This window comes from Gammaproteobacteria bacterium (assembly GCA_022450155.1).
In the GTDB taxonomy this organism is placed as follows: domain Bacteria; phylum Pseudomonadota; class Gammaproteobacteria; order Arenicellales; family UBA868; genus REDSEA-S09-B13.
Genome location: JAKUQR010000008.1, coordinates 75656 through 101615, shown reverse-complemented (window position 1 = coordinate 101615; position 25960 = coordinate 75656). Strand labels below are relative to the sequence as shown.

Genomic DNA, 25960 nt, shown 5'->3' with positions numbered 1-25960 from the left:
TGGAAACTGCTTACGCCGAAGTATCCTGAAAATACAGGTAAAGGTCAGCCACATGAATTACTGTGATAGCGTTCTCGATCTGGTTGGTGACACACCGCTGGTCAAGCTCAACAATATCGTTGAACCCGGTATGGCAACCGTCCTTGCCAAGATGGAAAACCTGAACCCAACGGGTTCGGTCAAGGATCGAATGGCCATTCATATGGTCGAACGAGCCGAACAGGAAGGTTTGCTGAAACCCGGCGCTACGCTCGTAGAAAGTACATCGGGCAATACTGGCTTAGGTCTTGCGATGGCGGCCGCCGCGAAAGGCTATCGCTGCATTGTTACGATACCGGACAAAATGAGTCAGGAAAAGATCGACATGCTCAAGGCCTATGGCGCAGAAGTCATTGTCACACCCACAGAACTGGACCACCATCATCCTGACAGTTACGTGGAAGTTGCCAAACGAATCGCGGAGCAAACACCGAATGCCCTTTACATAGATCAGTACAACAATATGTCGAACCCGGAAGCCCATTATTTGACCACGGGGCCAGAAATCTGGGAGGCGACAGACGGGCTGATCGATTGTTTCGTCACGGGCCTGGGTACCGGCGGTACGATCTCAGGTGCCGGCAGGTACCTCAAGGAAAAAGCCATGGCAGCCGGACGGGAAGTCCGGGTAGTTGGACCAGATCCCTATGGCAGTATCTACCATGATGCTTTCTACAAAGGGGAATGGGAAGACCCAGGGATGTACCGCGTTGAAGGGATCGGCCACGATTTCATGGTCAGCACACTGGATTTTTCTGTCATCGACGAGGTGGTGAACGTCACTGACCGAGACTCTTTCTTTATGGCACGCAACCTGGCCAGGCACGAAGGTATATTTGCTGGCGGCTCTACAGGCACCGTATTTCATGGTGCGCTTCAGGAAGCACGCAATCTTGGCCCTGGAAAAATTGTCGTTGCTGTTGTCTGCGATTCAGGTGACCGCTACATCAGCAAAACATTTAACGACGAGTGGATGCGGGATATGGGGTATTTTGCGCCACAGAGAAAGCTCGGTACGGTACAAGATATCCTCGAATTCAAAAAGCAGCAGGTGGTTCTGGCTGACCCAAACGATTCCCTCCAGTCAATCATAAGTCAGATGGCTACGCTTGGAATTTCTCAGATGCCCATGACCGTTGGCCAGGGGGGCCTCAGAATGATCGAAGAACTGGACATTCTTCGGGCAGTAGCGGGCGGTGAGCACTCGTTAGAGGATGTTGCACGCGATATCGCCCGACCTCTAGAAGGTCAGGTTGAGCCTTCACAGACCCTGGACCAGATCCAACAGATATTTGAAGAAAACAACGTCGCGATCGTCGTTGAGGATGGCCAGGTCGTCGGTGTGGTCAATAAAATCGACCTGCTTGAATACTATACCCAGAAAAACAGAGAAGCCGCCTGAGGCACACGCAACTCACCACCAACCGGAGATGCACTGTTGAAATTTGATACTAAAGTTGTTCGCGCTGGCATCACACCTGACCCCACAACAGGTTCTATCCTGCCGCCAATATATGAAACCGCCACCTACGTGCTCGAAGAAGTTGGTAGAGACAAAGGCTTCGACTACACCCGCTCTTCAAATCCTACTCGACAGGTACTGGAAGCAAACCTTGCGGCTATAGAAAACGGACAATACGCAATCAGTTTTGCCAGCGGAATGTCTGCCGTGGATGCTGCGTTCAAGCTGCTCAGCTCAGGTGAGCATGTCATCTGTGGGGATGACGTGTACGGTGGTGTAACGCGGCACCTGGACAACGTCCTTAACCGGTACGGCCTGTCAACGACCTATGTCAATTCAGTTGATGCGGATGCCGTCAGCAGTGCTATCCAACCAGCAACCAGGATGATCTGGATTGAAACACCGACGAACCCCCTGTTGCGCATTACTGACCTGGAAGCCATGGTGAGAATTGCAAAGGAACACGAGATTCTCCTGGCTGTTGATTCAACTTTTGCAACGCCGGTGTTTCTGCGCCCTCTTGAGTTCGGCGTCGATATCGTGATGCACAGTACAACCAAGTATCTCTCTGGTCACAACCAGATTATCGGTGGTGTACTGGCTACAAATCGAAAAGATATCTTTGATGAGATGAAATATATTCAGAAGACCATCGGTGCTGTATCGAGTCCTTTCGACTGCTGGTTGAATCTAAGTGGGCTCAAGACACTGCACCTGCGCATGAAGCGCCATGAGGAGTCGGCTATGCGTGTTGCCGGCTTCCTCGAATCTCATAATAAAATCGACTGGGTTTTATATCCCGGGTTGCCGTCCCACCCCCAGCATGATATTGCCAAGGCCCAGATGTCCGGATTCAGTGGGATGATTGCTTTCGAACTCAAGGATGGTGCTGAAGCCGGGCGGCAATTGATGAATACTGTGAAGCTGTGCGGACTCGCTGAAAGTCTGGGCAGTGTAGAAACCATGATCACACACCCGGCGACGATGACCCACGCCGACGTTCCTGCTGAGGATCGACGGAAACGGGGCTTGACTGACGGCCTCGTCCGACTTTCGGTCGGAATCGAAGACGTTGACGACATCATAGAGGACCTCGAGCAGGGACTGGCGCAGACCTGACACCGGGCACTGATCGAGACTCCGCTGTCTCATGGTCCCAGTACCTGCTCTTTAATCAGGTCGCTTCAGCTAGAGCAAAGAAGTGCCCACAGCTCCAGACGCCGAACTCGGTGGAACTGGCGTCGTTCTCCATCAGTGCAAGGTCGGCCATCTGATAAAACACTGGTCGTGAGATCAGTGCCTCGAGCTGATCCCTGACCCGGATGTAAGGCGACGGCTCCTCAGTCAATGGATCAATCACGACCCGTATGGGGTGCCGAGGACCCGCTGCGACCACATCGTCGACATTGGTACGAAACAGCAGACGCTGTGATTCACCTTCGCCTTCCCGATCCATCTCAACTGCTACAAATGGCGCATCATCCACCTGAATTTTGAGTTTTTCGACCGGTGTCACCAGGAAAAACTCATCGCCATCGCGACGCATTACAGACGAGAACAGCTTGACCAAACGCGCTCGATGGATCGGCGAACCCTGGTAGTACCATATACCATCTCGCGAAATTCGCAAATCGATGTCTGCAACGTGTGAAGGATGCCAATCATGAACCCGACGGGCCCCTTGATCTAATTTGTCCGCTAAACTCCGCAGCGATCTCTCTGCCGATTCATCTGTCACTGCATCAACTCCTGATTTTGATCACTGAATGAAAAATAATAATGTGGCGGCCCGGTAACACACGATCCATCACAGAACTGGTATGTTACGACGTCAGTAAACATAGATAAATGCCCAACCTATCTGAAGATTCTGCACCGCACGACGACCAGACCGCACCTGAAGTGATGACGAAAATTCCCTGTCAGGCTGTCTTGCAAGGATGCGGATAACCGAAGTACGATTCCGGTCACTGATCATTCTTTTGACCTAGACCCAATAATTCAGGTATCAACAGTGCCCGTAGATCAAGACCTGCCGTTTTCTTCTCTTATCCACCGGGTTGGTGGCAAAAGTGCTGATGTCTGGGCAATTCATTACGAAGCCAAGACAAGGCAACAGCATGATCATGACGTCATTATCCTCAGCGTAGGTGAAGAATCAGACGAATACACCCCCGGTGAGATCCAGCAAGCTGCTATTGAGTCAATTGAGTCGGGTCGCCACCATTACACCTCGGCGCTGGGTGACGAGCGCCTCAGGCACAGCATTGCAGAAAGACACCAGTTACGCACCGGCCAGCGGGTCAGTGCCGATAATGTCTGCGTATTCTCGGGTGCTCAGAATGCCCTTTTTGCCACGTCTTTATGCCTGCTGGAACACGGCACTGAAGTCATCGTTCCAGAACTGTATTACGCGACCTATCCCGCTTCAGTAAAACTCGGTGGCGCAACAATGATCCCTCTTCCCACAGATGTGTCCAATGGGTTTCAGATTGATATTGATGCCCTGGAAAAAGCCATCACACCGAGAACCCGAGCCATACTCCTCAATTCTCCCAATAATCCAACAGGTGCTGTCTATAGTCGAAAACTGCTTATGCGGATTGTCGAATTGTGCCGAAAAAACAGTATCTGGATCATCAGCGATGAAGTGTACGCTGAGATCGCTCCACAAGATTTCGTCAGTATCAGCAGCCTAGAGGACGCTGACGACATCACAGTGACCATTTCCAGTGTTTCGAAATCGCACCGTATGACAGGCTGGCGATGCGGTTGGACAGTGTCTCCCAAAACCCTGAACGATCAGTTCTACAATCTGAACATCTGTATGGCGTACGGCCTGCCCGCTTTTATTCAGGACGCTGCGGCGTACGCACTGGAACAGGATGAACATACCGCCATCGTCGTTCGCGATAAACTGATGCGGAATCGGGATGTTATCAAAGAAACCTTGTCGCACATTCACGGTACCAGCCTGTATGCGGAAGGTGGCGGAATGTTTGCCGTCCTGGACGTCCGCCCGCTGGGCCAGTCTTCCTCTGACTTTGCCTGGGGCCTGTTGAACGAGCAGAAAGTTAGTCTGCTGCCCTGTGATGGATTCGGCAGCAGCGGTCAGGGTCTACTCCGTATCAGCCTGTGTCTGGATGAAAGCACCCTGCGCACTGCTGCGCAGAAAATTCTTGCTTATGTTGAAACGGTCGCCACCTGATTCACTGAATAACCTGAACTGATTCGCGCGCGGGTGATTGTGCTAACTGTCCTACGCACGCTACGATTGCTTCTGTCAGCACATCCAGTGCATCAACCAGCGGCACGTCGATGATCAGGTGATCCTGGCCCATTACCGAAAGGTCAGTACAGGCCACTGCGATCCCCTGTGCACCGCTTTCAACCAGCCCGTTTGCGATATCGCTGAACCGTTGATGATCTGCCGTTGACACCTGTCCACTTTTTACTTTTTTGATCAAAACCATCACGGCATCCTGGTCTGCCGCCACCGGTAATACAACATCGAGCCCACATGCCTCGAGTGCCTGCCCGTACAACTCCGTTTTCAGTACGGCACTCGATGCGATAACGCCCACTGTTTTTGGTTCTGACGGCAGTTCAGTCAGCCGGTGAGCCGTCATCTGAATCATATCTAAAACCGGTATCGCAACAGCACCTCGAATGTGATCAAGGTAGGCATGGGCCGTGTTACAGGGAATGGCCAGCAGATCTGCGCCAGCGCGTTCTAGATTTTGGGCCATTTGCACGAGCACCGGCGCCGGACTCTCACCATGGCCCTCGACCAGCACAGCAATTCGGGACGGCACCTTGGGGTTATTGTCCACCAGAAGATGGATATGGTCGGCATCATCTTTTGCCGGTGTCGCACAGATAACGCGTTTCATCAGATCGACAGTTGCATCAGGGCCCATGCCGCCGATAACCCCCACAACCGGATGATCGTTAGCTGACATCGGACCCGGCATCAGGCTGCGGCGTCACCTGCAACGGTTTGGAAACGTGTGATGTAGCCGAAAAGGCCAGCTGACCCGCCCGTATGCACAAACACTACATTCTGGCCGCGCCGGTATACACCTTTTCGAACCAGATCGATCAACCCCGCCATGCCCTTCCCGGAATAGACGGGATCCAGGAGGATACCCTCGAGCCGGGCCAGCATCCGGATGGCTTCGATCGTACCCAGCGTCGGTATACCGTAGCCCTCTCCCACATAGTCAGCGTTCGCAACAACATGCTTGCGGGTAACGGCACTCGAACAGCCGGCCAGTTCAGCTGTCGCTGCCGCAAGTCGAAAAACATTCTCTTCCTGGTTCTTTCGGTCAGCACGAACGCTGATACCCAGAACAGGAACACCGCTATTTATTCCAGCCAATCCTGCCACCAGCCCTGCCTGTGTACCCGTACTGCCCGTTGCGTGTATCACCTCGTCAATTCTGAGGTTCTGGTCATTTGCCTGGGTCACCAGTTCAAGCGCAGCATTGACGTAGCCCAGAGCACCTGTTGGATTGGAACCGCCTCCAGGAATGGTATAGGGACGCCTCCCCTGGGCTCGAAAGTTCTCAGCTGAAGCTGCCATGGCCGCTTCCATATCGGTACCACCTGGATGGTGTTCCAGGCTCGCGCCATGAAGCAAATCCAGAAAGACATTGCCGTTGTGCTGATAGTTCGGGTCCTGAATACCGGTTCTATCCTCCAGGAGAATGTGACAGTCGACCCCCATGCGAGCAGCAAATGCAGCAGTTTGCCGGGCGTGATTTGACTGGGTCGCGCCCTGGGTCAGAACGATGTCTGCACCTTCTTCTTGTGCCTGTGCCATCAGAAACTCAAGCTTTCGTGTTTTATTGCCGCCCGTGGACATCCCGGTACAGTCGTCACGCTTGATCCAGATTTCCGGTCCGCCGAGTTCGCGACTTAGGTTTTCCAGCAGTTCAAGCGGTGTCGGCAAATGTCCGAACCGGAGTCGGGGGAAACGTGCAAGATTCATAACTAATGCCCGGAATATCGAAACCCCGGCACCGCCTGCCGTGGGAAAAAAAAGTTTGGCATGTTAGAAGTTTAAGGCGAATTGCCTTCAGGAGACAGTTTTTAGCATGCCGCTCGGCAATTTCTGTCATTAAACTGAGTGCACCAATGAAAAAGGGGGCTCGAAAGCCCCCTTTATCAACAACAATTTATTGGATGTCAGGTTGCCCGTCTACCAAAGGCCCACCAGATTATACCCAAGGCCACAAGACCGACGAGGCCCTGACCACCAAGCTGGTTAACAAATTCAATTACATTGGCCGTTACATCGACGGGAAGGAACGGAATATTGTCAAACAAAATGCCGAGTACCACGCCGAGGGCGATTATGGAAATACCAAGTTCCGCTAATGACGTGACCCAACCGCGAACAGAATTAATCCAATGCATTTACTAAACCCCTCTAGGTAGGAAAGGATGTCCAGAATATACTAATGTACTTAAGCAGTCAAATAAGGTTATTCAAAGCATAAGTATTTCTTATTAACAGCATAAAATACAAAACATGCCTACGGGCCTGGTCAGTGGACGAAATCATCCTAATAGTGACCTAATATCATTAACTTAAACGATTTTTGGGTTCGCAGTTACGGATTCACACACATCTCATCGAGCTGACTGACAATGTCCTCGCTACGCGTCCACAGCGCCGACGCGAGCGCATCATCCTGACCGAAACGGCTGGGGATGGCTTCATTGCTGTCGGCAAAATAACGGCCAGTCATACCTGCGACCGCCGGATGGGTGGCAACATAGCACTGGGTCGCGGCGCCCTGAGCCACGTTCTTCAGACACAACGGGGAGGCCACACGTGCACTAACGCGCAGTAGCGGATTCATATGACGCGTCAACCGTGTCGCAATGACACCCGGATGTACGGCATTTGCGGTCTGCCGCGGCCCAGGTAACCGGGTTGATAGGTGTCGTGCAAATAACAGATTGCACAACTTCGACTGACCATAAGCGTTCCATGGCACGTAGATATTCTCTCCGGAGAGATTGTTGAACTGAATGCCATCGTGGTAAGTCCGTTTATGGGCAACACTGGACAGCATCACAACGCGGCCATGATCCGTCAGCAGAGCAATCAGACCTGTAACCAGAATGAAGTGTCCGACATGATTGGTCAAAAACTGAAGTTCCAGGTCGAATTTCTGCTGCAGTTTCGGCAGTGCCATGATTCCAGCATTGGCGATAATGCCATCGAGCCTGTGATCACTCGACCTGATCTCATCGACTGCACGATTGATGCTACCTGGATCCGACAATTCACAGGCCAGTGGAACGGTGTCTCCCGCCACCTGCGCACAGACCTCGCGGGCATTCTCAAGCGTTCGCGCCAACGCAATCACGCGGGCACCTCTTAAAGTCAACACGCGGAGCGTCTCCCTGCCCAGTCCCGTAGAACACCCCGTCACAAGATAGGTTTTACCGGAGAGATCGAGTCCGTCGGTCACCTCCTCGGCAGTTGAGCGATAGCCGAATCCGGAAGGACCGGCACTCTGATTAAGCGGAAACAGCGACACCGTATGATGGAATGGGTCAGTGAATACTGTAATTCAGCCGACGGACCGAAGATCACTCAGTCCAGAGGCCTGGAGTCCTCAATCACAACACCGTCATTTGGCAACGCCCCAACCGGGCATAACTCGATGTCTGCGCGTAACTTACAGACCTCCCGAACACTCTGTGCGATCGACTGTTCTATCGATTCCGGATCGTTCTCGACTTCACACTTTAGGGTCATCACATCCTGGTTATCGACGCGACCGATTACCAAACGAGCCCGAAGCAATTCGTCATGACGCGAGACCACCGATGCCACCTGAGACGGGTGGACAAACATTCCTCGAACCTTGGCGGTCTGGTCTGCTCGGCCCATCCAGCCCTTAATCCGCCGGTTTGTTCGTCCGCACGGACTGTTGCCCGACATAAAGGCAGACAGGTCGCCCGTGGCAAACCGGATCAGTGGATATTCTGGAGACAGTGTGGTCACGACAATTTCGCCCACTTCACCTTCTGTTACCGGTTCTCCAGTACCCGGCCGTACGATTTCCACAATCACTTTTTCCTCAAGGATCATACCCTCTTTTGCCGAGGATTCGTATGCGACCATCCCAAGATCTGCGGTGCCATAAAACTGGACCACATCGACGCCAGAATCACTGAGTTCAGTGCGTAGGCTGCCCGGCAGTGCCTCCCCACCCACGAGTCCCAACGACAACGTGTCCACCCGGATTTTCATCTCCGCAGCTTTGTCCAGGATGATTTTCAAGAAAGACGGTGTCCCGCAATAAGCCCGGGGTTGTAGTCGTGCCATCACCTGAACCTGCAGTTCAGTCTGACCGATTCCTCCCGGAAACACAGGACAGCCAAGCGCTCGTGCCGCACTGTCGACCATCAGACCCGCCGGGGTAAAGTGATACGAGAATGTGTTGTGAATCAGGTCACCAGTCCGTATGCCGGCAGCGTGTAACCCGCGGGCAAAATTCCAGTAATCGTCTCGGGCAGCACCGGGTTCGAATATTCCACCCGGTGAGGCAAACACATTATAAAAGCTGTCCATCCTGACTGTGGCGTACCCACCCAGCGGCGGCAATTCGCCCTGACGTTCGGCGATGTCTGACTTCCGAGTGAGGGGAATCATCGACAGGGTATCTCTATCATTGATATCCGCAATATCAACGTCAGCCAATATCGCAGCATAGGCCGGCGCATGATCCCGCGCGTTGTGCAACTGCTTTTTCAGCTCATCAAACTGCTGTTTCTCGCGAAGTACCGAATCACGGGTCTCTAGGGCATCGTAAAAATCAGGCATTGAGGTCACCTTACTAGATCGTTGCAATCGTAACACCCGCCGAGATTCGGTCGAGTCAAGCAAGTACAGGCTGGATAGGCACCTTCAATTGGGCCTTTGTGACACATTAGTTATTCAACAAATAATTTGGTATCGCCGATCAACTCAACCAACGCTTGCGCCGGCGATATTGTTTCATGTTTCTGAAATTATGCTGGTCACGACCACTGGCTCCAAGATAGAACTCTTTGATATCCTCATTACCCAACAATGTCTGTGCGTCGCCATCCATCACCACCCGACCGTTCTCCAGAATATAGCCATAGCGGCTGTAGCGCAGAGCCATGTTGGTGTTCTGTTCCGCCAATAGGAATGTGACCTTTTCGTCCTCGTTCAACCGCTTAACGATCTCAAAGATTTCTTCGACCAGTTGCGGCGCCAATCCCATTGACGGCTCATCCAGTAACATCAGTTTAGGTCTTGCCATGAGCGCACGACCAATCGCGACCATCTGTTGTTCGCCGCCGGATATGTAACCGGCAAGTGATTTAAGGCGATCTTTCAAGCGTGGAAAATAATTGTAAACGAGCTCCAAGTCATCTGCCACGCCTTTACGGTCACCACCACGGGTATAAGCGCCGGTCAACAAATTTTCTTCTACGGTCAGATGCTCAAAACAGTGCCGGCCTTCCATCACCTGGATAACGCCGCGTTTCACCAGTTCACTGGGCGTGAGCCCATCTATCCGGGCCCCTTGATAATCAATAGCTCCTTTGGTGACGACACCGCGTTCACTGCCCAGCAGGTTTGAAATGGACTTCAGTGTGGTTGTCTTACCGGCGCCGTTGGCCCCGAGGAGGGCGACAATGCCCTCCTCGGGGACTTCGAGTGAAACACCTTTGAGTACCAGTATGACGTGATCGTAGATCACCTCAACATTGTTGACACTCAAAAAATGTTCATTGCTACTCACAACAGTTACCTTATCTGCAACAAATACCGCTATAAACAGCTATCAACCGCAGTCACGTGGTGTGATGTTGTTTTCCGCTGCGTACTTCGCTGCGTCAGCTTCCATCATCGGCCGGACAACATCCCGCATGACAGGTATCCAGTCACTGATGACCGTCCACGATTTAGCACTTGCATCCCAGCGCTGAAACAAGACCGGATGACCGCCTTCATGGTCTTCACAAGTCACCTTGATCTCAGCAAAACCGGGCAAACCCAAACGCTCCCAATCAGCCGCTGTCACGTGCATGTTTTCAAGTCCCCAGCGGACCTGTTCGCCACTCGGCACTTTCACACCAAAGTGTTTCTGTGCATTACTGACAGCTTCCATGGCAAAAATGTGATTCAGCAATCCGCGGATATAGAGAACCTCGTAAATCCGACCTACATCTCCTGCACCTTTGCCTTTGTCATACACGTACTTCTTGATATCTTCGTGCAGAGGTGTTTCGGCACCGGATGCATGAAACGTCGCTGATCGATAGCCATTTGCTGCGGCGCCAGCCGGCAGTACATCGTTTTCGGAACCCGACCACCAGTTGCCAATAAACCGATCCATGGGATAGTTGATGGCCGCGGCTTCCTTGATCGCGGTCGAATTCATAATGCCCCAACCCGACATAAACACATAATCCGGTTGCTTTTTACGGATCTGCAGCCACGTGGCTTTCTGCTCCTGACCCGGGTGGTCAACCGCCAGCAACATCAACTCATATCCATATTTTTCAGCCAGCACCTTCAACGTCGGATTGGCTTCCTTACCATAGGCCGAGTTATGAAAAACATGGGCGATTGTCTTGCCCTTTAACTTGTCCATCCCACCCATTTCCGCACCAATATAGCTGATCACTGCTGTGGCCTGTGACCAGTAAGTGGTCGGAAAGTTGAAGTACCAGGGAAATACAGTACCCACAGCACCTGAAGTACGCCCGTATCCCATTGACAACAGTGGCAGCTTGTCGACCGCAGTTTTGGGGATCAGCTGGTAGGTCACACCGGTCGAGTTTGGAATCACAACCGCCGGTCGATTGCTTTTTAGTTTCTCGTAGCACTCGACAGCCACCTTGGTGTTGTAGCCCATCTCACACTCTTCGTACACAATCGGTACGCCACCAATCCCGCCATCGCGCTCATTCAGCAATGTGAGATAGTCGGCAAAACCATTGGCGAACGGCACGCCATTCGGTGCATAGGGACCTGTTCGGTACGTCAGTCCCATTTGGTAAATCTGTTCTGCTGCCGACGCCGTATTCACAACAAACGGGCTCGTGATGAGTGCTACTAAGAGCCCACTAACCATCAGATTTTTGATACGCATATCAACCTCCATCATGTTTAACAACTGATAACTTCTACTATTACCCATTAACTCTACTTATACCAATCACTTCTACCTATCACTAATTACTCCAGAACACCATCTCGAAACATCATCGGCCTCAATGTGGAAACGGCCATAAGCGCAGCTTTTCTTTCGCAATCTGCCAAAGCCGCGCTATACCATGAGGCTCAACAATCAAAAAGAAAATAATCAGTCCACCAAAGAATATAAACTCAAAATGCTTGGCGGTCACGGCCTCAAATCCGAGCCCATAGACCATCACGTTGGTCAGGACGATTGGCATCAGCACGATAAATGCTGCGCCGATGAACGACCCTAGCATACTGCCCAAGCCACCAATGATGACCATAAACAGTACCTGAAATGATTGATTAATATCAAATGCTTCGGCGGTTTCAACGCTACCCAGCCATAAGGCCAATGCCAACGCCCCCGCGATGCCCACATAAAACGAACTGACAGAGAACGCGAGCAGTTTGGTCTGGAACGGCCGAAAGCCAATCAGTTCGGCGGCAATATCCATATCCCGAATGGCCATCCAGGCTCGGCCTACCGGGCCACGCACTATGTTCGTTGCCGCAAGCGCCAATATGACAACCACAGCAAGACAGAATAGGTAACGATGATGCGGCTGTGCCGCTGCACTAGTTACCAATACGCCAAAAACCTCTCGCGGCGGCATCGTGAGTGTGCCTGAAGGCGTGTAGTTCTGAAACCAGGCGATCTTGTTGAACAGCCAGTTGAGGAAAAACTGTGCCGCAAGCGTTGCGACCGCCAGATAGAACCCCTTGATACGCAAAGACGGCACACCGAAAATCAGGCCGACACCGGCTGTGACCACACCAGAAAGCAGTAGTACCACAACTAGGTTCATTTCAGGAAAAGCTGTCGAGAACTTATAACAGGCGACGGCACCCACGGCCATAAATCCTCCAGTACCCAGGGACAGCTGACCGCAGTAACCCGTGAGCAGATTCAGACCAATTGCCGCAATCGAATAAATTAACACCGGCACCAAAATCGCCTGGAACAAATACTCGCTACCAAAAAATGGCACCACTATAGCCAGAAACGCCACAAAGGCAATGACAACCCAGCGATCCTGGGCAATCGGAAACACAGCCGAATCTGATTGGTATGTCGGTTTGAACTGTCCTGTTTCTCGATAAATCATGGTCTACACCCGTTCAATGATCTTCTCACCAAATAGCCCCTGTGGTCTGAAGAGCAGGAATACCAACGCAAGCACATAAGCGAACCAGGTTTCGATCGCGCCATTGACGAGCGGCCCCCAATACACTTCAGCAACTTTTTCACCGACGCCAATGATCAATCCACCAACAATTGCACCCGGCACAGATGTGAAGCCACCCAGGATCAATACCGGTAACGCGCGCAAAGCAATCAGAGACAGGCTGAACTGCACACCGGACTTCGATCCCCACATGATTCCCGCCACTAGGGCGACAATGCCGGCAACCGACCAGACAATGACCCAAATCGATTTTAAGGGAATACCCACCGACAGTGCTGCCTGGTGATCATCAGCGACCGCTCTCAGTGCTCGGCCTGTTCTTGTTTTCTGGAAAAACACAGCCAAACTGAGGACCAGCACGCCAGCAATACCAGCGGCCCACAGATCAAATATCTGGATCATCATATCGAGAAAAAAGAAACTTCCTGTCGGTATGCCGATATCCAGCAGCTTGACGTCACTGCCCCACATCAGATCGCCGAACCCTTCCAAAACAAAAGCAATGCCTATGGTCGACATGAACATAATGATGTGATCCTGATTGACCATTGGCCGAAGCACGACCCGCTCAACCAGAAAAGCCAGGCCCACCATGACCACACCCGTTAGGACAATGGCGACGAAGGCCGGCATTCCGGGCAAAGCCTTATCCAGAGCGAAAGGCACTGTCCCTGTCATAAGGCCAACGAGTGTCATTGCAGCAAACAGCGCAAATACGCCTTGTGCAAAATTAAACACCGAAGACGCTTTAAAGATCAGCACAAATCCCAATGCCACGAGGGAATACATGACCCCTGTCATCATCCCGCCAATCACCACTTCAAAAAAGAAAGCGGGAGAGTCTGCCATATCAAGAAACGGCGCAACGAAGACGGCATTCAAAACGTTCATTTCTTTATTCCTTAATCCGCTGCACTTGTATGATACTTAATCAGTCGAAACGCCCAAGTAGGCATCAATGACTGTCTGGTTACTCTTGATCTCATCCGGGGTGCCTTCAGCAATCTTCTTACCGTAGTCCAGTACCACCACCCGGTCGGAGATATCCATAACCACACCCATGTCATGCTCAATCAGCGTTATTGTGGTGCCGAATTCATCGTTCACGTCAAGGACAAAGCGGCACATGTCCTGTTTTTCTTCAAGATTCATCCCGGCCATGGGTTCGTCCAATAACAACAGATCGGGCTCTGCTGCGAGTGCCCGACCCAATTCCACACGCTTTTGAAGCCCATAAGGCAATCTACCCACCGGTGTTTTGCGAATCGACTGGATCTCCAGAAAATCGATGACGTGTTCGGCATGCTCACGATGGGCAATCTCTTCCTTTTGCGTCGGCCCGTAGTAGATCGCCGCCGAGAGGATGTTCGTCGCCCAGCGACTCATCTTGAGATTACGACCCGTCATGATGTTGTCCAGCGTGCTCATACCCTTGAACAAGGCCACATTCTGAAAGGTACGTGCGATACCTTGCGCTGCAGCCACATGGGGTCGCATACGACTCCGGGTTTCGCCCTTAAACGTGATTGAGCCCGAATCCGGGTGGTAAAACCCGTTGACCACGTTGAGCATCGTCGTTTTGCCTGCGCCGTTCGGTCCAATGATAGCCAAGATCTCCCGCTCTTTAACCTCAAAACTGACACCAGTTAACGCCTCCACCGCACCAAAGGTCACGGTGACCTCGTCGGCTTTCAGAACAACATCGCCAACCGTACGTGTTTCCATGACTGCGGCCATCAGGCTGGTGCCTCTGCAGTAGGCATGTCGTAGATTTTTATATCTGCTTCAATCGAGCCTTTTTGGCCATCTTCAAACGTGACTTCGGTTTCGACATGCACATTGTTTCGATTTGAATACAACGCATCGACCAGCGTTGAATATTTTTCAGCCACGAATTTTCGCCGAACCTTTCGAGTTCGGGTCAACTCACCATCATCCGCATCCAGTTCTTTGTGGAGCAAGACAAAACGCTGTATCTGGGAAGTGTTGAATTGATCTTCGTTGGCCAGTTCCTGATTGACCGACGCGACACAATCCTGAATCAAACTAGACACCCGATCATTTGTGGCCAGTTCGTGGTAACTCGCGTAGGTCACATCGTTCTTCTCCGCCCAGTTGCTGATGGCCTCAAGGTCAATATTGATAAAAGCAGACACAAAGTCTTGCTGGTGACCGAAGGTCACTGCTTCTTTTATCTGGGGGAAAAACTTGAGCTTGTTCTCCAGATATTTTGGTGCGTACATAGAACCATCATTGAGCTTACCCACATCCGCAGCTCGATCAATGATCTTCAGATACCCTTCCTTGTCGAAGTAACCAGCATCACCGGTGCGTACCCAACCATCTGCGGTCTTGGTCTCTGCAGTTGCTTCAGGATTCTTGTAGTACTCCAAGAAAACACCCGGGCTACGGTATAAGACTTCCCCACCGTCGCTGATTTCAATCTCGACATCAGGTGCTGGTACACCAACCGAATCTGAACGCACTTCACCATCCGGCTGGATTGTTACGAGGACGGATGCCTCGGTCTGACCGTATAGCTGCTTCAGATTAATACCGAGTGACCGATAGAAATCAAACAACTCTGGGCTGATAGATTCCCCGGCGGTATAAGCCATCCGGATACGGGTAAATCCTAACATGTCCTTCAGTGGACCATAGACCAGCAATCGGCCCAGCATGTAGAGCAATCTATCGCTTGCCGATACGCTTTCACCATCCAGAATTCGTGTGCCTGTACGTTTCGCCACCGCCATAAAGTAGTGGAACATCCTGCGCTTAATAGCACCGGCATCCTCCATCCGAATCATGACGCTGGTGAGCAAGTTCTCAAAGATTCGCGGTGGTGCAAAAAAATAACTCGGGCCGATCTCGCGCATATCGTTCAGCACCGTTTCACCACTTTCAGGACAGTTGACACAATACCCAACAATGTACGACTCACTATAAGAGAAGAGATTGTCACCGACCCAAGCCATTGGCAGATAGGCCAGTACGTTTCCGTCTGCTGTGAGCTGATCCCAGTTCGCAGCATTGGTCGCAGTCTTGATCAGGCTCTCGTGACTCAGAACAACCCCTTTGGGATCTCCCGTTGTACCCGAGGTATAGAGAATGCAGGCAACATCACCGCTCTTGCCTTTGTCTATTTCATCCGAAAAGAACGCCGTATTCTTGCTTTCGAAATCTTTACCCTTTTGCTGAACCGTTTCAAGATCAATCAGAAAATCCTGCGAATAGTTCCGCATACCTCGTGGATTACAGTAAATGATGAACTCCAGTTTCGGGCATCGGTCCATGATTTCGAGCAGCTTGTCGACCTGTTCCTGGTCTTCTACAACTGCAAAACGTACCTCAGCGTGTTCAACCACGAACTGAAGTTCATCCGCTACCGAATCCTGGTACATGGGCACAGGGATGCCACCCAGACACTGGGCTGCGCTCATTGACCAGTAAAGCCGTGGTCGGTTGTCACCGATCAGTGCAAGCTTGTCACCTCGCTTAAAACCCACCGCTGCCAGTCCACACGCGAGTACCCGCACCTGTTCACTGACCTCGCGCCAGGTCCATGTCTGCCAGATGCCAAGGTACTTCTCGCGTATCGCTGGCTTTTCACCATTACGCTGAGCCTGGTCAAGCAGGCAGCGTGGAAACGTCTCGGCAGACGAATAGGTGGTATTAACCATGTCGTTCAATGGGTTTCATGAGGAAGTTTTTAACACAGCGTACAGCGACTGGCTCTATCACAGTCGTCGACTTGATCTCCTCCGGTTTTAACTTTCTTTTCGACAGATTCCAGCGATACAAACTGCTCGACACTTAATCCATCTCGGGGCGAACTATAAACACTGTGCTAAGAATTTTGCAACGCGACCCAGCATTAATCATATGAAAATTTACCAGTGGCACCCTTGACCCTACTGAACTACAAATCAAGTATTCAGATATATCTAGAAATTCTGGAATTTAAATCTCAAAACGCCCAATTAATTTCAGTTTGAAACTGTTTTGGTTCCCTAAAACGGGATATCGTCATCAAATTCCGAGTCACTGAAGCCCGATGAACCGCTGCTGCCAGGCGCCGGCGCAGTACCCGAATCGTCCGGCGGTCCGTCAGACATACTGCCGCCACCGCGTGAACCCAGCATCTGCATCTCGTTCGCCACGATTTCGGTCGTCCAGCGCTCGTTGCCGTCTTTATCCTCCCACTTTCGGGTCTGGATTCGTCCCTCAATGAACACCTGTGAACCCTTTTTAAGATATTCACCGGCAATTTCTGCCAGGCGATTAAAAAACACCACGCGATGCCATTCGGTTCGCTCCTGGCGCTCACCCGACTGCCGGTCTTTCCAGCTGTCGGTTGTTGCAACAGTTACATTGGCGATCGCGCTGCCACTGGCTGAATAACGGACTTCTGGATCCCGTCCCAGATTACCCACGATGATTGCTTTATTTACTCCTCTGGCCATAGCGCTCTCCAGCTTCGTCTTTTTGGTTGATCTCAGTGCTTCCTGGTCATTTTGCCAGCCCAAAACCACTGAACCTATTGCAAACCTCCAAATCTGAGTATAACGCTGATTCCAATCGATTAAAGTGCGTTAACGCACAGATTACAGTCACCATATATTCGAGTACAGTGTTGAGTCCATGGAAATTACGCCCGCTGCCCTAGAATCTGCTCAAACAACTGGATCCTTTTTAAACCGGGCTACTTGAGTCGTGAATGTTGGCACTGAGGAGGACCGTCGAATTGAGTACTGAAGTAGCAGTTGACGTTAGAGCCGTCAAAAAGGTTTTTGGCGCCCAAACCGACCAACCTGTCACAGCATTAGATCAGGTTTCAGTCTCGATCAACCAGAACGAGTTTTTACACTCCTTGGACCATCTGGTTGTGGTAAGACAACGCTATTGCGGCTAGTAGCCGGTTTCGACCACCCCACTGAGGGCCGCAATCCTGCTCGATGGTGATGACATCAGCCCGCTTCCTCCACATCAGCGACCTGTAAATACAGTTTTTAAAAACTATGCGCTGCACTGGCTATCTTCCGCAGCCTGGGTGCAACCATAGAAGAAGTGGATCTCGGCTGGACTCACGATGCACTCGATACCGGTCTCACCTATCTGGAACACCTATTTGGTGCATCACTGTCGGTACTACTAGAGACTCACGGCGATCAGTTAACCACCTATGCTCGGACATTTGCCGAAAAGGGACGAGACTCTGAAGCGGTAGATTTTGTACCCACACTGGAAGTTGCAAACAGTATGTATGCCACCCTGGGACCTATCCTGGAAAAACACAACGTACTTATTTGTCCGACCACTGCCTTGCCTGCAGTACCCGCCGATTTTGACCAGTCATAGGATTCAGTATGCATAAATGGTAAGCAAGTTAACCCCATGCTTGGGTGGGTTATGACTTCACCATTTAACACCATGAGCCGCTGTCCAGTTCTGACCTTGCCGAGCGGTAGAGCCTCAAACGGTATACCCACGAGCATTCAGGTGGTCGGCAGAACCTACTGTGACAAGGACGTGTTCAGGGCTGCTGTGGCATTTGAGGAGGCAGCCGGGCGATGGTTTGAAATTTCAGCCAAACGGCCACCTCTTTAGCTGCGTTAACAGGCTAACTAGTCAACAGCTACTACGCCATCTATTTCTCGTAGGGCATCCTCGTCAACCTCTGCTGGGTCGACCTTCAGATAGACCAGATCTCGTCCCGGAAGGATTACGGCTTCGCGTACCCCTGGCGCCTGACTCAATCGCTGCAGGACATCGCTCTGTTCCTGATCAGCGGTATCTGCCAGACGCAGCGTCAAACTTTCCAGCAACACCGGGGCCGAAGTACTTAAAGCCAACACCAGCCATACGAACACAGCACACGCAGCAAACCCATAGACACCGGCCACACCCCACGTACCATACATAAGTCCACCAACAACGCCGCCTGCAAACACCCCCAAAAACTGGAACGTATTGTAGATACCCAGTGCGGTCCCTTTGCTTGCCGCCGGGGCGAGCCGTGACATCAGCGACGGCAACATGGCCTCGAGTAGGTTAAAACCCACAAAGAACAACCAGACGCCGGCGATGAGAAACGCAACCTGATCCGTCCCGATGATCAGGATCAGTTGTGCAGCGAGCAGCAGTGCTATTGCGAGACGGAACACAGCAAATGTTCTGTGCCGTCGCATCCCATAAATCAGCAACGGCACCATGCCGAACACTGAACACACCAAGACTGGCACATAAAACTGCCAGTGACTCGCTGAAACCAGATCTAGGATGTCACGCAAGCCGACAGGCACAGCAATGAAAAGTGCCATCAGTGTCATGTGCAAAACAAATATCCCCAGATTCAAACCCTGCAACTGGCGGTTAAACAACACAGCACTGATCTGGCTGCGAACGGGTTGGATCTCGACAGATGCCGAAACACGAGTCGCAGTCGGTACCGTCAGCCATACGACTAACACGGCTGCAGCCGCAAGACAGGCGGTGATCCAGAATAATCCGGAAAGACCGTGCCACTGAACCAGCGAGGAACCCAACATCAGCGCAAGTAGAAATGAGAAGCCGATACTCACACCGACCACGGCCATCGCTTTGGTTCGCGTTTGCTCTCTGGTCAGATCCGACAACGTGGCCAACACAACTGCCGATATAGCGCCGGTGCCCTGAATCGCGCGACCCAAAATAATGCCCTCGATACTGCTGGACAGCGCCGCGACGACACTGCCGAATACAAACAGCAACAACCCTATACTCAGCATCCGCTTTCGCCCATAGCGATCCGACAGCATCCCGAATGGCACCTGCAGCACAGCCTGCGTCAGTCCATAGGCGCCCAATGCAATACCCACCGTTAACGGCGTCGCGCCCTCAAGTCCCGGGGCGTAAAGCACAAATACCGGCAGGATCAGGAATAACCCAAACATCCTCAATCCCATAAGCGACGAAAGCGCCACCACCGAGCGCCTTTCCAACGCATTCATCGCGGTACTTTTATCTCGCTTCAGAGATCAATCTCCCAATTTTTTAAGCCGTTTAGGCCCAGGACCACCGTTTAGCTGCCACAAACACTGCACCCATGGCCCAAATTGCCAACCTTTTTTTTCGATTTACTCCGATCAACTGAGTAGAAAACAGAAATACTGGAAAAAGCTTTGAAAGCCAAGGCGTACGAGTCGTAATATTAACAGTTTGGCTTTTCACCGGTCCGAGGCATGCGAGCAATCCAGATTCGGGGTGCCCGAACACACAATCTCAGGAATATCGATCTGGATCTACCGAGAGACCAGCTGATCGTAATCACCGGACTGTCCGGGTCGGGAAAATCCTCTCTTGCATTCGATACGCTGTATGCCGAAGGGCAGCGGCGCTATGTAGAGTCACTGTCGACCTATGCCCGGCAGTTCCTGTCACGGATGGAAAAACCTGATGTCGATCTGATTGAGGGGCTGTCACCGACAATCAGTATTGAACAGAAATCCTCTTCCCACAACCCACGCTCTACGGTAGGTACTGTCACCGAGATCTACGACTATCTACGCCTGCTTTTTGCCCGGGTCGGGATACCTTACTGCCCGGAACATGACACCGTACTCAACGCGAGTACGGTCAGTGAAATGGTTGACCGTGTGATGTCTTTAAAAGCCGGTTCACGACTCCTGCTGATGGCCCCGGTCATACAGGATCGCAAGGGAGAAAACCAGCAACTGTTCAACACGCTCCAGAGTCAGGGATTTGTACGCGTCAGGATTGATGGTGTTGTGTATGAAATGGATGAGATTCCATCACTGGATAAGAAACGGAAACACACCATTGAGGTTGTGGTCGACCGCGTTGTTGTGGGACCGCAGTCGGCACAGCGTCTTGCGGAATCATTCGAAACCGCTCTTGCCCTGACCGATGGGCTGGCTCTGGTACAGGTTCTGCCCGATGACGAATATACCGAGGGGGAGTCGCATTTGTTCTCTGCCCTTTTTGCCTGTCCTCATTGTGGCTACAGTCTGAGTGAACTCGAACCGCGATTATTTTCTTTCAACAATCCAGCCGGTGCCTGTCCCGATTGTGACGGCCTGGGTGTCCGCCAGTTCTTCGACCCTGACCGGGTAGTGCACGACAAGTCCCTCAGTCTTGCGGCAGGAGCAATTGCTGGTTGGGACCGGCGTAATGCGTTTTATTTCAACCTGATCAACTGCCTGGCAGACCACTACGGTTTTAATACTGAAACACCGTATTCAAAGCTACCCAAAAGAACACGCGACGTCCTTTTGTATGGCAGTGGTTCTGAAAAAATTCCATTCACCTATCTTCGTGCTCACGGCCGCCGGCCAAGGCGACGTAATCATGCATTCGAAGGTGTCCTGCCGAACATGGAGCGACGCTACAAAGATTCAGAATCCAGTCTGATTCGGGAAGAACTCAGCCGCTACATCAATACCCAGTCTTGCAAGACCTGCGACGGCAGCAGATTGCGAGAAAGCGCCCGGCATGTTTTCGTTGGCGACCATGCGATTCATCAGATTACAGCTCTAACGGTTGAACAGTCGCTGGAATTGTTTCAACTCCTCAAACTGCCGGGACGCCACGGAGACATCGCGGCACGCATTATCCGAGAGATCTTGGAGCGGCTGCGCTTCCTTTTTAATGTCGGTCTTGAGTATTTAACGCTTGACCGAACAGCTGAAACACTGTCCGGCGGAGAAGCCCAGCGGATTCGGCTAGCGTCTCAGATCGGATCTGGGCTTGTCGGTGTGACCTACATCCTGGATGAACCCTCGATCGGCCTGCATCAGCGCGACAATGCGCGGCTTCTCGAAACCCTTTACCGGCTGCGTGACCTGGGGAACACCATTATTGTTGTCGAGCATGACGAAGAAGCCATTCGCAGTGCGGACTATGTCGTCGACCTGGGCCCCGGTGCCGGCATTCACGGTGGAGAAATTGTCGTTCAAGGAAAACCTGACGAGATCATCGCCAGCACGGCTTCCCTAACCGGACGCTACCTCTCAGGTGACCTGCAGATCGAAATACCGAAAAAGCGTGTTAAAACAGATCCCCAAAAAATACTGGTAATCAATGGGGCCCAAGGAAATAACCTGCAGGCCATTGATGTGGAAATACCCGTTGGCCTTTTCACCTGTGTTACGGGTGTCTCAGGATCCGGGAAATCCACACTGATCAATAACACGCTTTATCCAGCGCTGGCCAGCAAACTTCACCACGGGCGCCATCAGGCAGCACCGCACCGCAGCATCAAAGGTCTTGAAAATTTCGATAAAGTCATCGACATCGACCAGAGCCCTATAGGTAGGACACCACGTTCTAATCCTGCGACCTACACTGGGCTGTTTACGCCAATCCGGGAACTTTATGCTGCGGTGCCAGAGTCACGTGCGCGGGGCTACAAGCCTGGACGCTTCTCGTTCAATGTCCGCGGTGGGCGTTGTGAAGCCTGCCAGGGCGACGGACTGATCAAGGTGGAGATGCATTTTCTACCCGACATCTATGTGTCTTGTGATCTGTGTAAAGGGGGACGGTACAACCGGGAAACACTCGACATTCGATACAAAGGCAAAACCATCAGTGAAGTACTGGCAATGACTGTCGCCGAGGCCTGCGATTTTTTCTCGGCTGTACCCATCATCAAGCGCAAACTCGACACGCTGATGGACGTTGGTCTGAGCTATCTCTCCCTGGGCCAGAGTGCGACCACTCTTTCAGGCGGTGAAGCCCAGCGCATCAAGCTCGCTCGTGAACTCTCAAAACGGGATACCGGTCGCACACTTTATATACTGGATGAGCCCACAACTGGACTCCACTTTCACGATATTCGCCAGTTGCTACAGGTACTGCACCGACTTCGGGATGGCGGGAATACCGTGATCGTAATTGAACACAATCTGGACGTTGTTAAGACGGCCGACTGGATAATTGACCTGGGTCCTGAAGGGGGTCATCGGGGCGGTCAATTGGTGGCCTGTGGCACACCGGAAACAGTGGCCGGGGTAAAGGAGTCCTATACCGGGTGTTTTCTGGCCAAGATTCTGCAACCTGCTGCATCAAAAAAAAGCTGATCGCCTGATCCCCGCGACAGTTTTTTCAAAGGGGCCCACTGGCAAAAGGCCAATTACAGGCCGATTCACCGCGCAGACTGTCACGCATGCCAAAACGATGGGTCATACCAGTTTCAGCGCAGAAAATGATCAGGATTTCGGATGTGCTATGATCTAAATAATTGATGATAAGGAGATTTCCGTGGTGCTTCGACCTACCAAATCCACTTATCACAGGGCCAGGAGAACAACCCTCTGATCTCTTACCACGCCTGACGCACCACCTTTTCTCATGGTAGACAACACGCGCCACGAAGACATCGACGCCGAAGAAACCCAAGAATGGCGTGATGCCCTGACCTCAGTTCTAGAGCGCGAAGGGGATGTCCGTGCGCACTATCTGCTCGAAGAACTGATCGACCTGGCCCGCCGGTCGGGCGTGTACATACCCTATAGATCGACTACAGCCTATCTCAACACGATCTCTGCCGCCCACGAAGAACGCAGCCCTGGAGATGCTTCGATTGAATGGCGGGTTAGATCGCTGATCCGTTGGAATGCGTTGGCCATGGTCGTAAACGCCAATCGTGAAAGTTCTGAACTCGGCGGTCATATCGCAACTTTCGCGTCATCAGCCACGCTATACGATGTGGGCTTCAACCACTTCTGGCGGGCCCCCACTGAACAACATGGCGGGGATCTCATCTTCTTTCAGGGTCATTCGGCACCCGGGATCTATGCGCGGGCATTTCTGGAAGGTCGCATCACCGAGACGCAGATCAAACACTTCCGGCAGGAGGTCGACGGGCAGGGGCTGTCCTCCTATCCGCATCCATGGTTGATGCCCGACTTCTGGCAGTTCCCGACAGTGTCCATGGGCCTGGGACCAATCCAGGCAATCTATCAGGCACGATTCATGCGGTACCTGCAGCACCGCAAAGCCATACCGACACAGGACCGCAAGGTATGGGCATTTATTGGTGATGGCGAGATGGATGAGCCCGAATCAATGGGCGCCATCGGTGTCGCAGGTCGTGACCAACTGGACAACCTAATTTTTGTGGTCAACTGCAACCTGCAAAGACTCGACGGACCGGTGCGGGGCAATTCCAAGATCATCCAGGAACTTGAAGGAGAATTTCGCGGCGCCGGCTGGAATGTCATCAAGCTGATCTGGGGTTCGTACTGGGACCCGCTTTTGATGCGGGATACAAAAGGATTACTGAAACAGCGAATGGAAGAAGCGATTGATGGTGAATATCAGGCATTTAAGTCGAAAGACGGTGCATTTGTGCGCGAACGATTCTTCGGTAAGTACCCCGAACTGGCTGAGATGGTTGCCAACATGACCGACGAAGACATATGGCGACTCAATCGAGGTGGCCACGATCCACACAAGGTATACGCCGCATACGCTGCTGCCGTCGCGCACAAGGGCCAGCCTACTGTGATTCTCGCGAAAACGGTGAAGGGCTATGGCATGGGCGAATCCGGCGAAGGTCAGAATACGACCCACCAGCAAAAGAAAATGGCCGATGCATCGCTGATCGCCTTCCGTGACCGGTTTCGGATACCACTGACGGATGAAGAAGTAATTCAGGCACCTTTCTATCACCCGGGTGATGACAGCCCGGAGATCCAGTATCTGAAAGCACGCCGGGAAGCACTGGGCGGCTACCTACCGGCCCGACAGGACCAGTCGGACCCACTCCCAATTCCGCAATTGACAGCATTCCAGAACCAACTAGACGGTACGGGCGATCGTGAAATTTCGACCACAATGGCATTTGTACGCATCCTGTCGACGCTGGTACGCGATCCTGGCATTGGCGACAAAGTGGTGCCCATCGTGCCTGACGAGTCCCGAACCTTTGGCATGGAGGGTATGTGTCGCCAGCTGGGTATTTATTCAGTCAAAGGTCAACTGTATGAGCCCGAAGACGTCGATCAATTGATGTACTATCGTGAAGACCAGCAAGGCCAGGTACTACAGGAAGGGATCACCGAAGCAGGAGCGATGTCATCATGGATTGCCGCGGCAACAGCTTACGCCAATCACGGCACGGCCCTTATTCCCTTTTATATTTTCTATTCCATGTTCGGAATGCAGCGAATCGGCGATCTGGCCTGGGCTGCAGGAGACATTCAGGCCCGTGGCTTTCTGATTGGTGGCACTGCCGGGCGTACGACCTTGGCCGGCGAAGGTCTACAACACCAGGACGGTCACAGCCTGCTGCACGCCTCTACCATCCCTAACTGTATCGCTTACGATCCGGCATACGCTTATGAACTTGCCGTCATAATTCAGGACGGCCTGCAACGCATGTTCGTCAACCGGGAGAATATCTACTATTACATCACTGTCATGAACGAAAACTACCCCCAACCCGCGCTGCCCAATGAAGCGCAGGCTGGGATATTGAAAGGCATGTACCGCTTACGTAGTGCACGACGCAGCCGTAAGGCAGCGCCTAGAGTTCAGCTGTTGGGCAGTGGTGCCATTCTGGGGGAATCGCTGGCCGCGGCAGATCTTTTGGAGGAGGACTTCGACATACAAGCCGATGTGTGGAGTGTGACCAGTTTCAATGAACTCAGCCGAGAAGGTCGAACCACGGCACGCTGGAACACGCTCCATCCGGAGGAAGAACAGAAAACCAACTACGTAACGCAGTGCCTGAAGGAAGAAAAAGGCCCGGTTATCGCTGCCACAGACTATGTCGCCAACTATGCTGATCAGATCCGAGCATTTGTCCCTCAACACTATGTGGTCCTGGGTACAGATGGTTTTGGTCGAAGCGGCACACGAGCCCAGTTGCGTGAATTTTTTGAAGTCGATCGTTACTACATCGCTGTTGCTGCGATTAAGGCGCTCGCTGATGACAACACAGTCCCCTCTTCCACGGTATCCGACGCCCTGTCACGATATGGCATAAACAGCAACAAACCCAACCCCGTCCATTCATGA

21 protein-coding genes and 1 pseudogene are annotated in these 25960 nt (G+C 52.2%); 9 read left to right on the top strand and 13 right to left on the bottom strand.

Features of this window, described 5'->3' with window-relative positions:
- The first annotated feature begins 52 nt into the window (after positions 1–52).
- Together MK323_06480 and MK323_06475 are read left to right on the top strand one after the other, a co-directional pair.
- Positions 53–1441: a pyridoxal-phosphate dependent enzyme gene (locus tag MK323_06480; GenBank protein ID MCH2481804.1), complete on the top strand. Its 1389-nt coding sequence runs from the start codon at positions 53–55 to the stop codon at positions 1439–1441.
- Between the two features lie 36 nt (positions 1442–1477).
- On the top strand, positions 1478–2620 hold the full coding sequence (locus MK323_06475; protein ID MCH2481803.1) for a PLP-dependent aspartate aminotransferase family protein: 1143 nt from the start codon (positions 1478–1480) through the stop codon (positions 2618–2620).
- A gap of 55 nt (positions 2621–2675) precedes the next feature.
- Here MK323_06475 and MK323_06470 read toward each other — a convergent pair whose 3' ends face one another.
- On the bottom strand, positions 2676–3212 hold the full coding sequence (locus tag MK323_06470) for a DUF1285 domain-containing protein (protein ID MCH2481802.1): 537 nt from the start codon (positions 3210–3212) through the stop codon (positions 2676–2678).
- Positions 3213–3515: 303 nt separating this feature from the next.
- On the opposite strand from MK323_06470, the gene MK323_06465 reads away from it, so the two are divergent.
- Positions 3516–4709, top strand: coding sequence for a pyridoxal phosphate-dependent aminotransferase (locus tag MK323_06465; protein ID MCH2481801.1), 1194 nt, complete (start codon positions 3516–3518; stop codon positions 4707–4709).
- Between the two features lies 1 nt (position 4710).
- Here MK323_06465 and MK323_06460 read toward each other — a convergent pair whose 3' ends face one another.
- Together MK323_06460 and MK323_06455 are read right to left on the bottom strand one after the other, a co-directional pair.
- Positions 4711–5463 carry an amino acid racemase gene (locus tag MK323_06460; protein ID MCH2481800.1) on the bottom strand — a complete coding sequence of 251 codons (753 nt, stop codon included), beginning with the start codon at positions 5461–5463 and terminating at the stop codon, positions 4711–4713.
- 11 nt (positions 5464–5474) lie between these two features.
- Entirely contained in the window at positions 5475–6494 is a 1020-nt protein-coding gene (locus MK323_06455) for a D-cysteine desulfhydrase (GenBank protein MCH2481799.1), read from the bottom strand.
- A 146-nt stretch (positions 6495–6640) separates the two neighbouring features.
- Between MK323_06455 and MK323_06450 the strand changes: the two genes are divergently transcribed.
- Positions 6641–6883, top strand: a complete 243-nt coding sequence (locus MK323_06450) for a hypothetical protein (protein MCH2481798.1) — start codon at positions 6641–6643, stop codon at positions 6881–6883.
- Positions 6884–7119: 236 nt separating this feature from the next.
- On the opposite strand, the gene MK323_06445 is transcribed toward MK323_06450, so the two are convergent.
- From MK323_06445 to ssb, 9 genes are all read right to left on the bottom strand, one after another.
- The gene (locus tag MK323_06445) at positions 7120–8058 is read right to left on the bottom strand and encodes an SDR family NAD(P)-dependent oxidoreductase (GenBank protein ID MCH2481797.1); all 939 of its coding nucleotides are present in this window, start codon (positions 8056–8058) and stop codon (positions 7120–7122) included.
- A 56-nt stretch (positions 8059–8114) separates the two neighbouring features.
- Positions 8115–9350 (bottom strand): AMP-binding protein, encoded by a 1236-nt coding sequence (locus MK323_06440; protein MCH2481796.1) that lies wholly within the window; start codon positions 9348–9350, stop codon positions 8115–8117.
- A gap of 139 nt (positions 9351–9489) precedes the next feature.
- A complete protein-coding gene (locus MK323_06435) occupies positions 9490–10302 on the bottom strand; it encodes an ABC transporter ATP-binding protein (protein MCH2481795.1) in 813 nt (270 codons plus the stop codon).
- 42 nt (positions 10303–10344) lie between these two features.
- Positions 10345–11658, bottom strand: coding sequence for an ABC transporter substrate-binding protein (locus MK323_06430; protein MCH2481794.1), 1314 nt, complete (start codon positions 11656–11658; stop codon positions 10345–10347).
- Between the two features lie 121 nt (positions 11659–11779).
- Positions 11780–12856 carry a branched-chain amino acid ABC transporter permease gene (locus MK323_06425; GenBank protein ID MCH2481793.1) on the bottom strand — a complete coding sequence of 359 codons (1077 nt, stop codon included), beginning with the start codon at positions 12854–12856 and terminating at the stop codon, positions 11780–11782.
- 3 nt (positions 12857–12859) lie between these two features.
- Positions 12860–13786, bottom strand: coding sequence for a branched-chain amino acid ABC transporter permease (locus tag MK323_06420; protein MCH2481792.1), 927 nt, complete (start codon positions 13784–13786; stop codon positions 12860–12862).
- Between the two features lie 78 nt (positions 13787–13864).
- Complete coding sequence (locus MK323_06415; GenBank protein ID MCH2481791.1) at positions 13865–14674, bottom strand: ABC transporter ATP-binding protein; 810 nt, start codon at positions 14672–14674, stop codon at positions 13865–13867.
- Positions 14674–16620: an AMP-binding protein gene (locus tag MK323_06410; protein ID MCH2481790.1), complete on the bottom strand. Its 1947-nt coding sequence runs from the start codon at positions 16618–16620 to the stop codon at positions 14674–14676. Before MK323_06410 ends, MK323_06415 begins: the two co-directional genes overlap by 1 nt.
- A gap of 330 nt (positions 16621–16950) precedes the next feature.
- Positions 16951–17403, bottom strand: a complete 453-nt coding sequence (gene ssb / locus MK323_06405) for a single-stranded DNA-binding protein (protein ID MCH2481789.1) — start codon at positions 17401–17403, stop codon at positions 16951–16953.
- A 281-nt stretch (positions 17404–17684) separates the two neighbouring features.
- Between ssb and MK323_06400 the strand changes: the two are divergent.
- The 3 genes and pseudogenes from MK323_06400 to MK323_06390 all read left to right on the top strand — a co-directional run bounded on the left by MK323_06400 (position 17685) and on the right by MK323_06390 (position 18547).
- A pseudogene (locus MK323_06400) lies at positions 17685–17966 on the top strand (ATP-binding cassette domain-containing protein).
- A 41-nt stretch (positions 17967–18007) separates the two neighbouring features.
- Complete coding sequence (locus tag MK323_06395; GenBank protein MCH2481788.1) at positions 18008–18298, top strand: hypothetical protein; 291 nt, start codon at positions 18008–18010, stop codon at positions 18296–18298.
- Between the two features lie 72 nt (positions 18299–18370).
- Positions 18371–18547, top strand: a complete 177-nt coding sequence (locus tag MK323_06390) for a hypothetical protein (protein ID MCH2481787.1) — start codon at positions 18371–18373, stop codon at positions 18545–18547.
- A gap of 17 nt (positions 18548–18564) precedes the next feature.
- Here MK323_06390 and MK323_06385 read toward each other — a convergent pair whose 3' ends face one another.
- A complete protein-coding gene (locus tag MK323_06385) occupies positions 18565–19929 on the bottom strand; it encodes an MFS transporter (protein MCH2481786.1) in 1365 nt (454 codons plus the stop codon).
- Positions 19930–20160: 231 nt separating this feature from the next.
- On the opposite strand from MK323_06385, the gene uvrA reads away from it, so the two are divergent.
- Both uvrA and aceE read left to right on the top strand, forming a co-directional pair.
- Positions 20161–23016 carry an excinuclease ABC subunit UvrA gene (gene uvrA, locus MK323_06380; GenBank protein MCH2481785.1) on the top strand — a complete coding sequence of 952 codons (2856 nt, stop codon included), beginning with the start codon at positions 20161–20163 and terminating at the stop codon, positions 23014–23016.
- A gap of 271 nt (positions 23017–23287) precedes the next feature.
- Entirely contained in the window at positions 23288–25960 is a 2673-nt protein-coding gene (gene aceE / locus MK323_06375) for a pyruvate dehydrogenase (acetyl-transferring), homodimeric type (GenBank protein ID MCH2481784.1), read from the top strand.

Bases quoted from the DNA above. Each gene is read 5' to 3' on its own strand.
- MK323_06410 (MCH2481790.1), bottom strand. From the start codon at position 16,620: ATGGTTAATACCACCTATTCGTCTGCCGAGACGTTTCCACGCTGCCTG.
- MK323_06415 (MCH2481791.1), bottom strand. From the start codon at position 14,674: ATGGCCGCAGTCATGGAAACACGTACGGTTGGCGATGTTGTTCTGAAA.
- MK323_06450 (MCH2481798.1), top strand. From the start codon at position 6,641: ATGAAAAAGGGGGCTCGAAAGCCCCCTTTATCAACAACAATTTATTGG.
- uvrA (MCH2481785.1), top strand. From the start codon at position 20,161: ATGCGAGCAATCCAGATTCGGGGTGCCCGAACACACAATCTCAGGAAT.
- MK323_06455 (MCH2481799.1), bottom strand. From the start codon at position 6,494: ATGAATCTTGCACGTTTCCCCCGACTCCGGTTCGGACATTTGCCGACA.
- MK323_06420 (MCH2481792.1), bottom strand. From the start codon at position 13,786: ATGGCAGACTCTCCCGCTTTCTTTTTTGAAGTGGTGATTGGCGGGATG.
- MK323_06425 (MCH2481793.1), bottom strand. From the start codon at position 12,856: ATGATTTATCGAGAAACAGGACAGTTCAAACCGACATACCAATCAGAT.
- MK323_06385 (MCH2481786.1), bottom strand. From the start codon at position 19,929: ATGAATGCGTTGGAAAGGCGCTCGGTGGTGGCGCTTTCGTCGCTTATG.
- MK323_06430 (MCH2481794.1), bottom strand. From the start codon at position 11,658: ATGCGTATCAAAAATCTGATGGTTAGTGGGCTCTTAGTAGCACTCATC.
- MK323_06390 (MCH2481787.1), top strand. From the start codon at position 18,371: ATGAGCCGCTGTCCAGTTCTGACCTTGCCGAGCGGTAGAGCCTCAAAC.
- ssb (MCH2481789.1), bottom strand. From the start codon at position 17,403: ATGGCCAGAGGAGTAAATAAAGCAATCATCGTGGGTAATCTGGGACGG.
- MK323_06480 (MCH2481804.1), top strand. From the start codon at position 53: ATGAATTACTGTGATAGCGTTCTCGATCTGGTTGGTGACACACCGCTG.
- MK323_06460 (MCH2481800.1), bottom strand. From the start codon at position 5,463: ATGTCAGCTAACGATCATCCGGTTGTGGGGGTTATCGGCGGCATGGGC.
- aceE (MCH2481784.1), top strand. From the start codon at position 23,288: ATGGTAGACAACACGCGCCACGAAGACATCGACGCCGAAGAAACCCAA.
- MK323_06440 (MCH2481796.1), bottom strand. From the start codon at position 9,350: ATGCCTGATTTTTACGATGCCCTAGAGACCCGTGATTCGGTACTTCGC.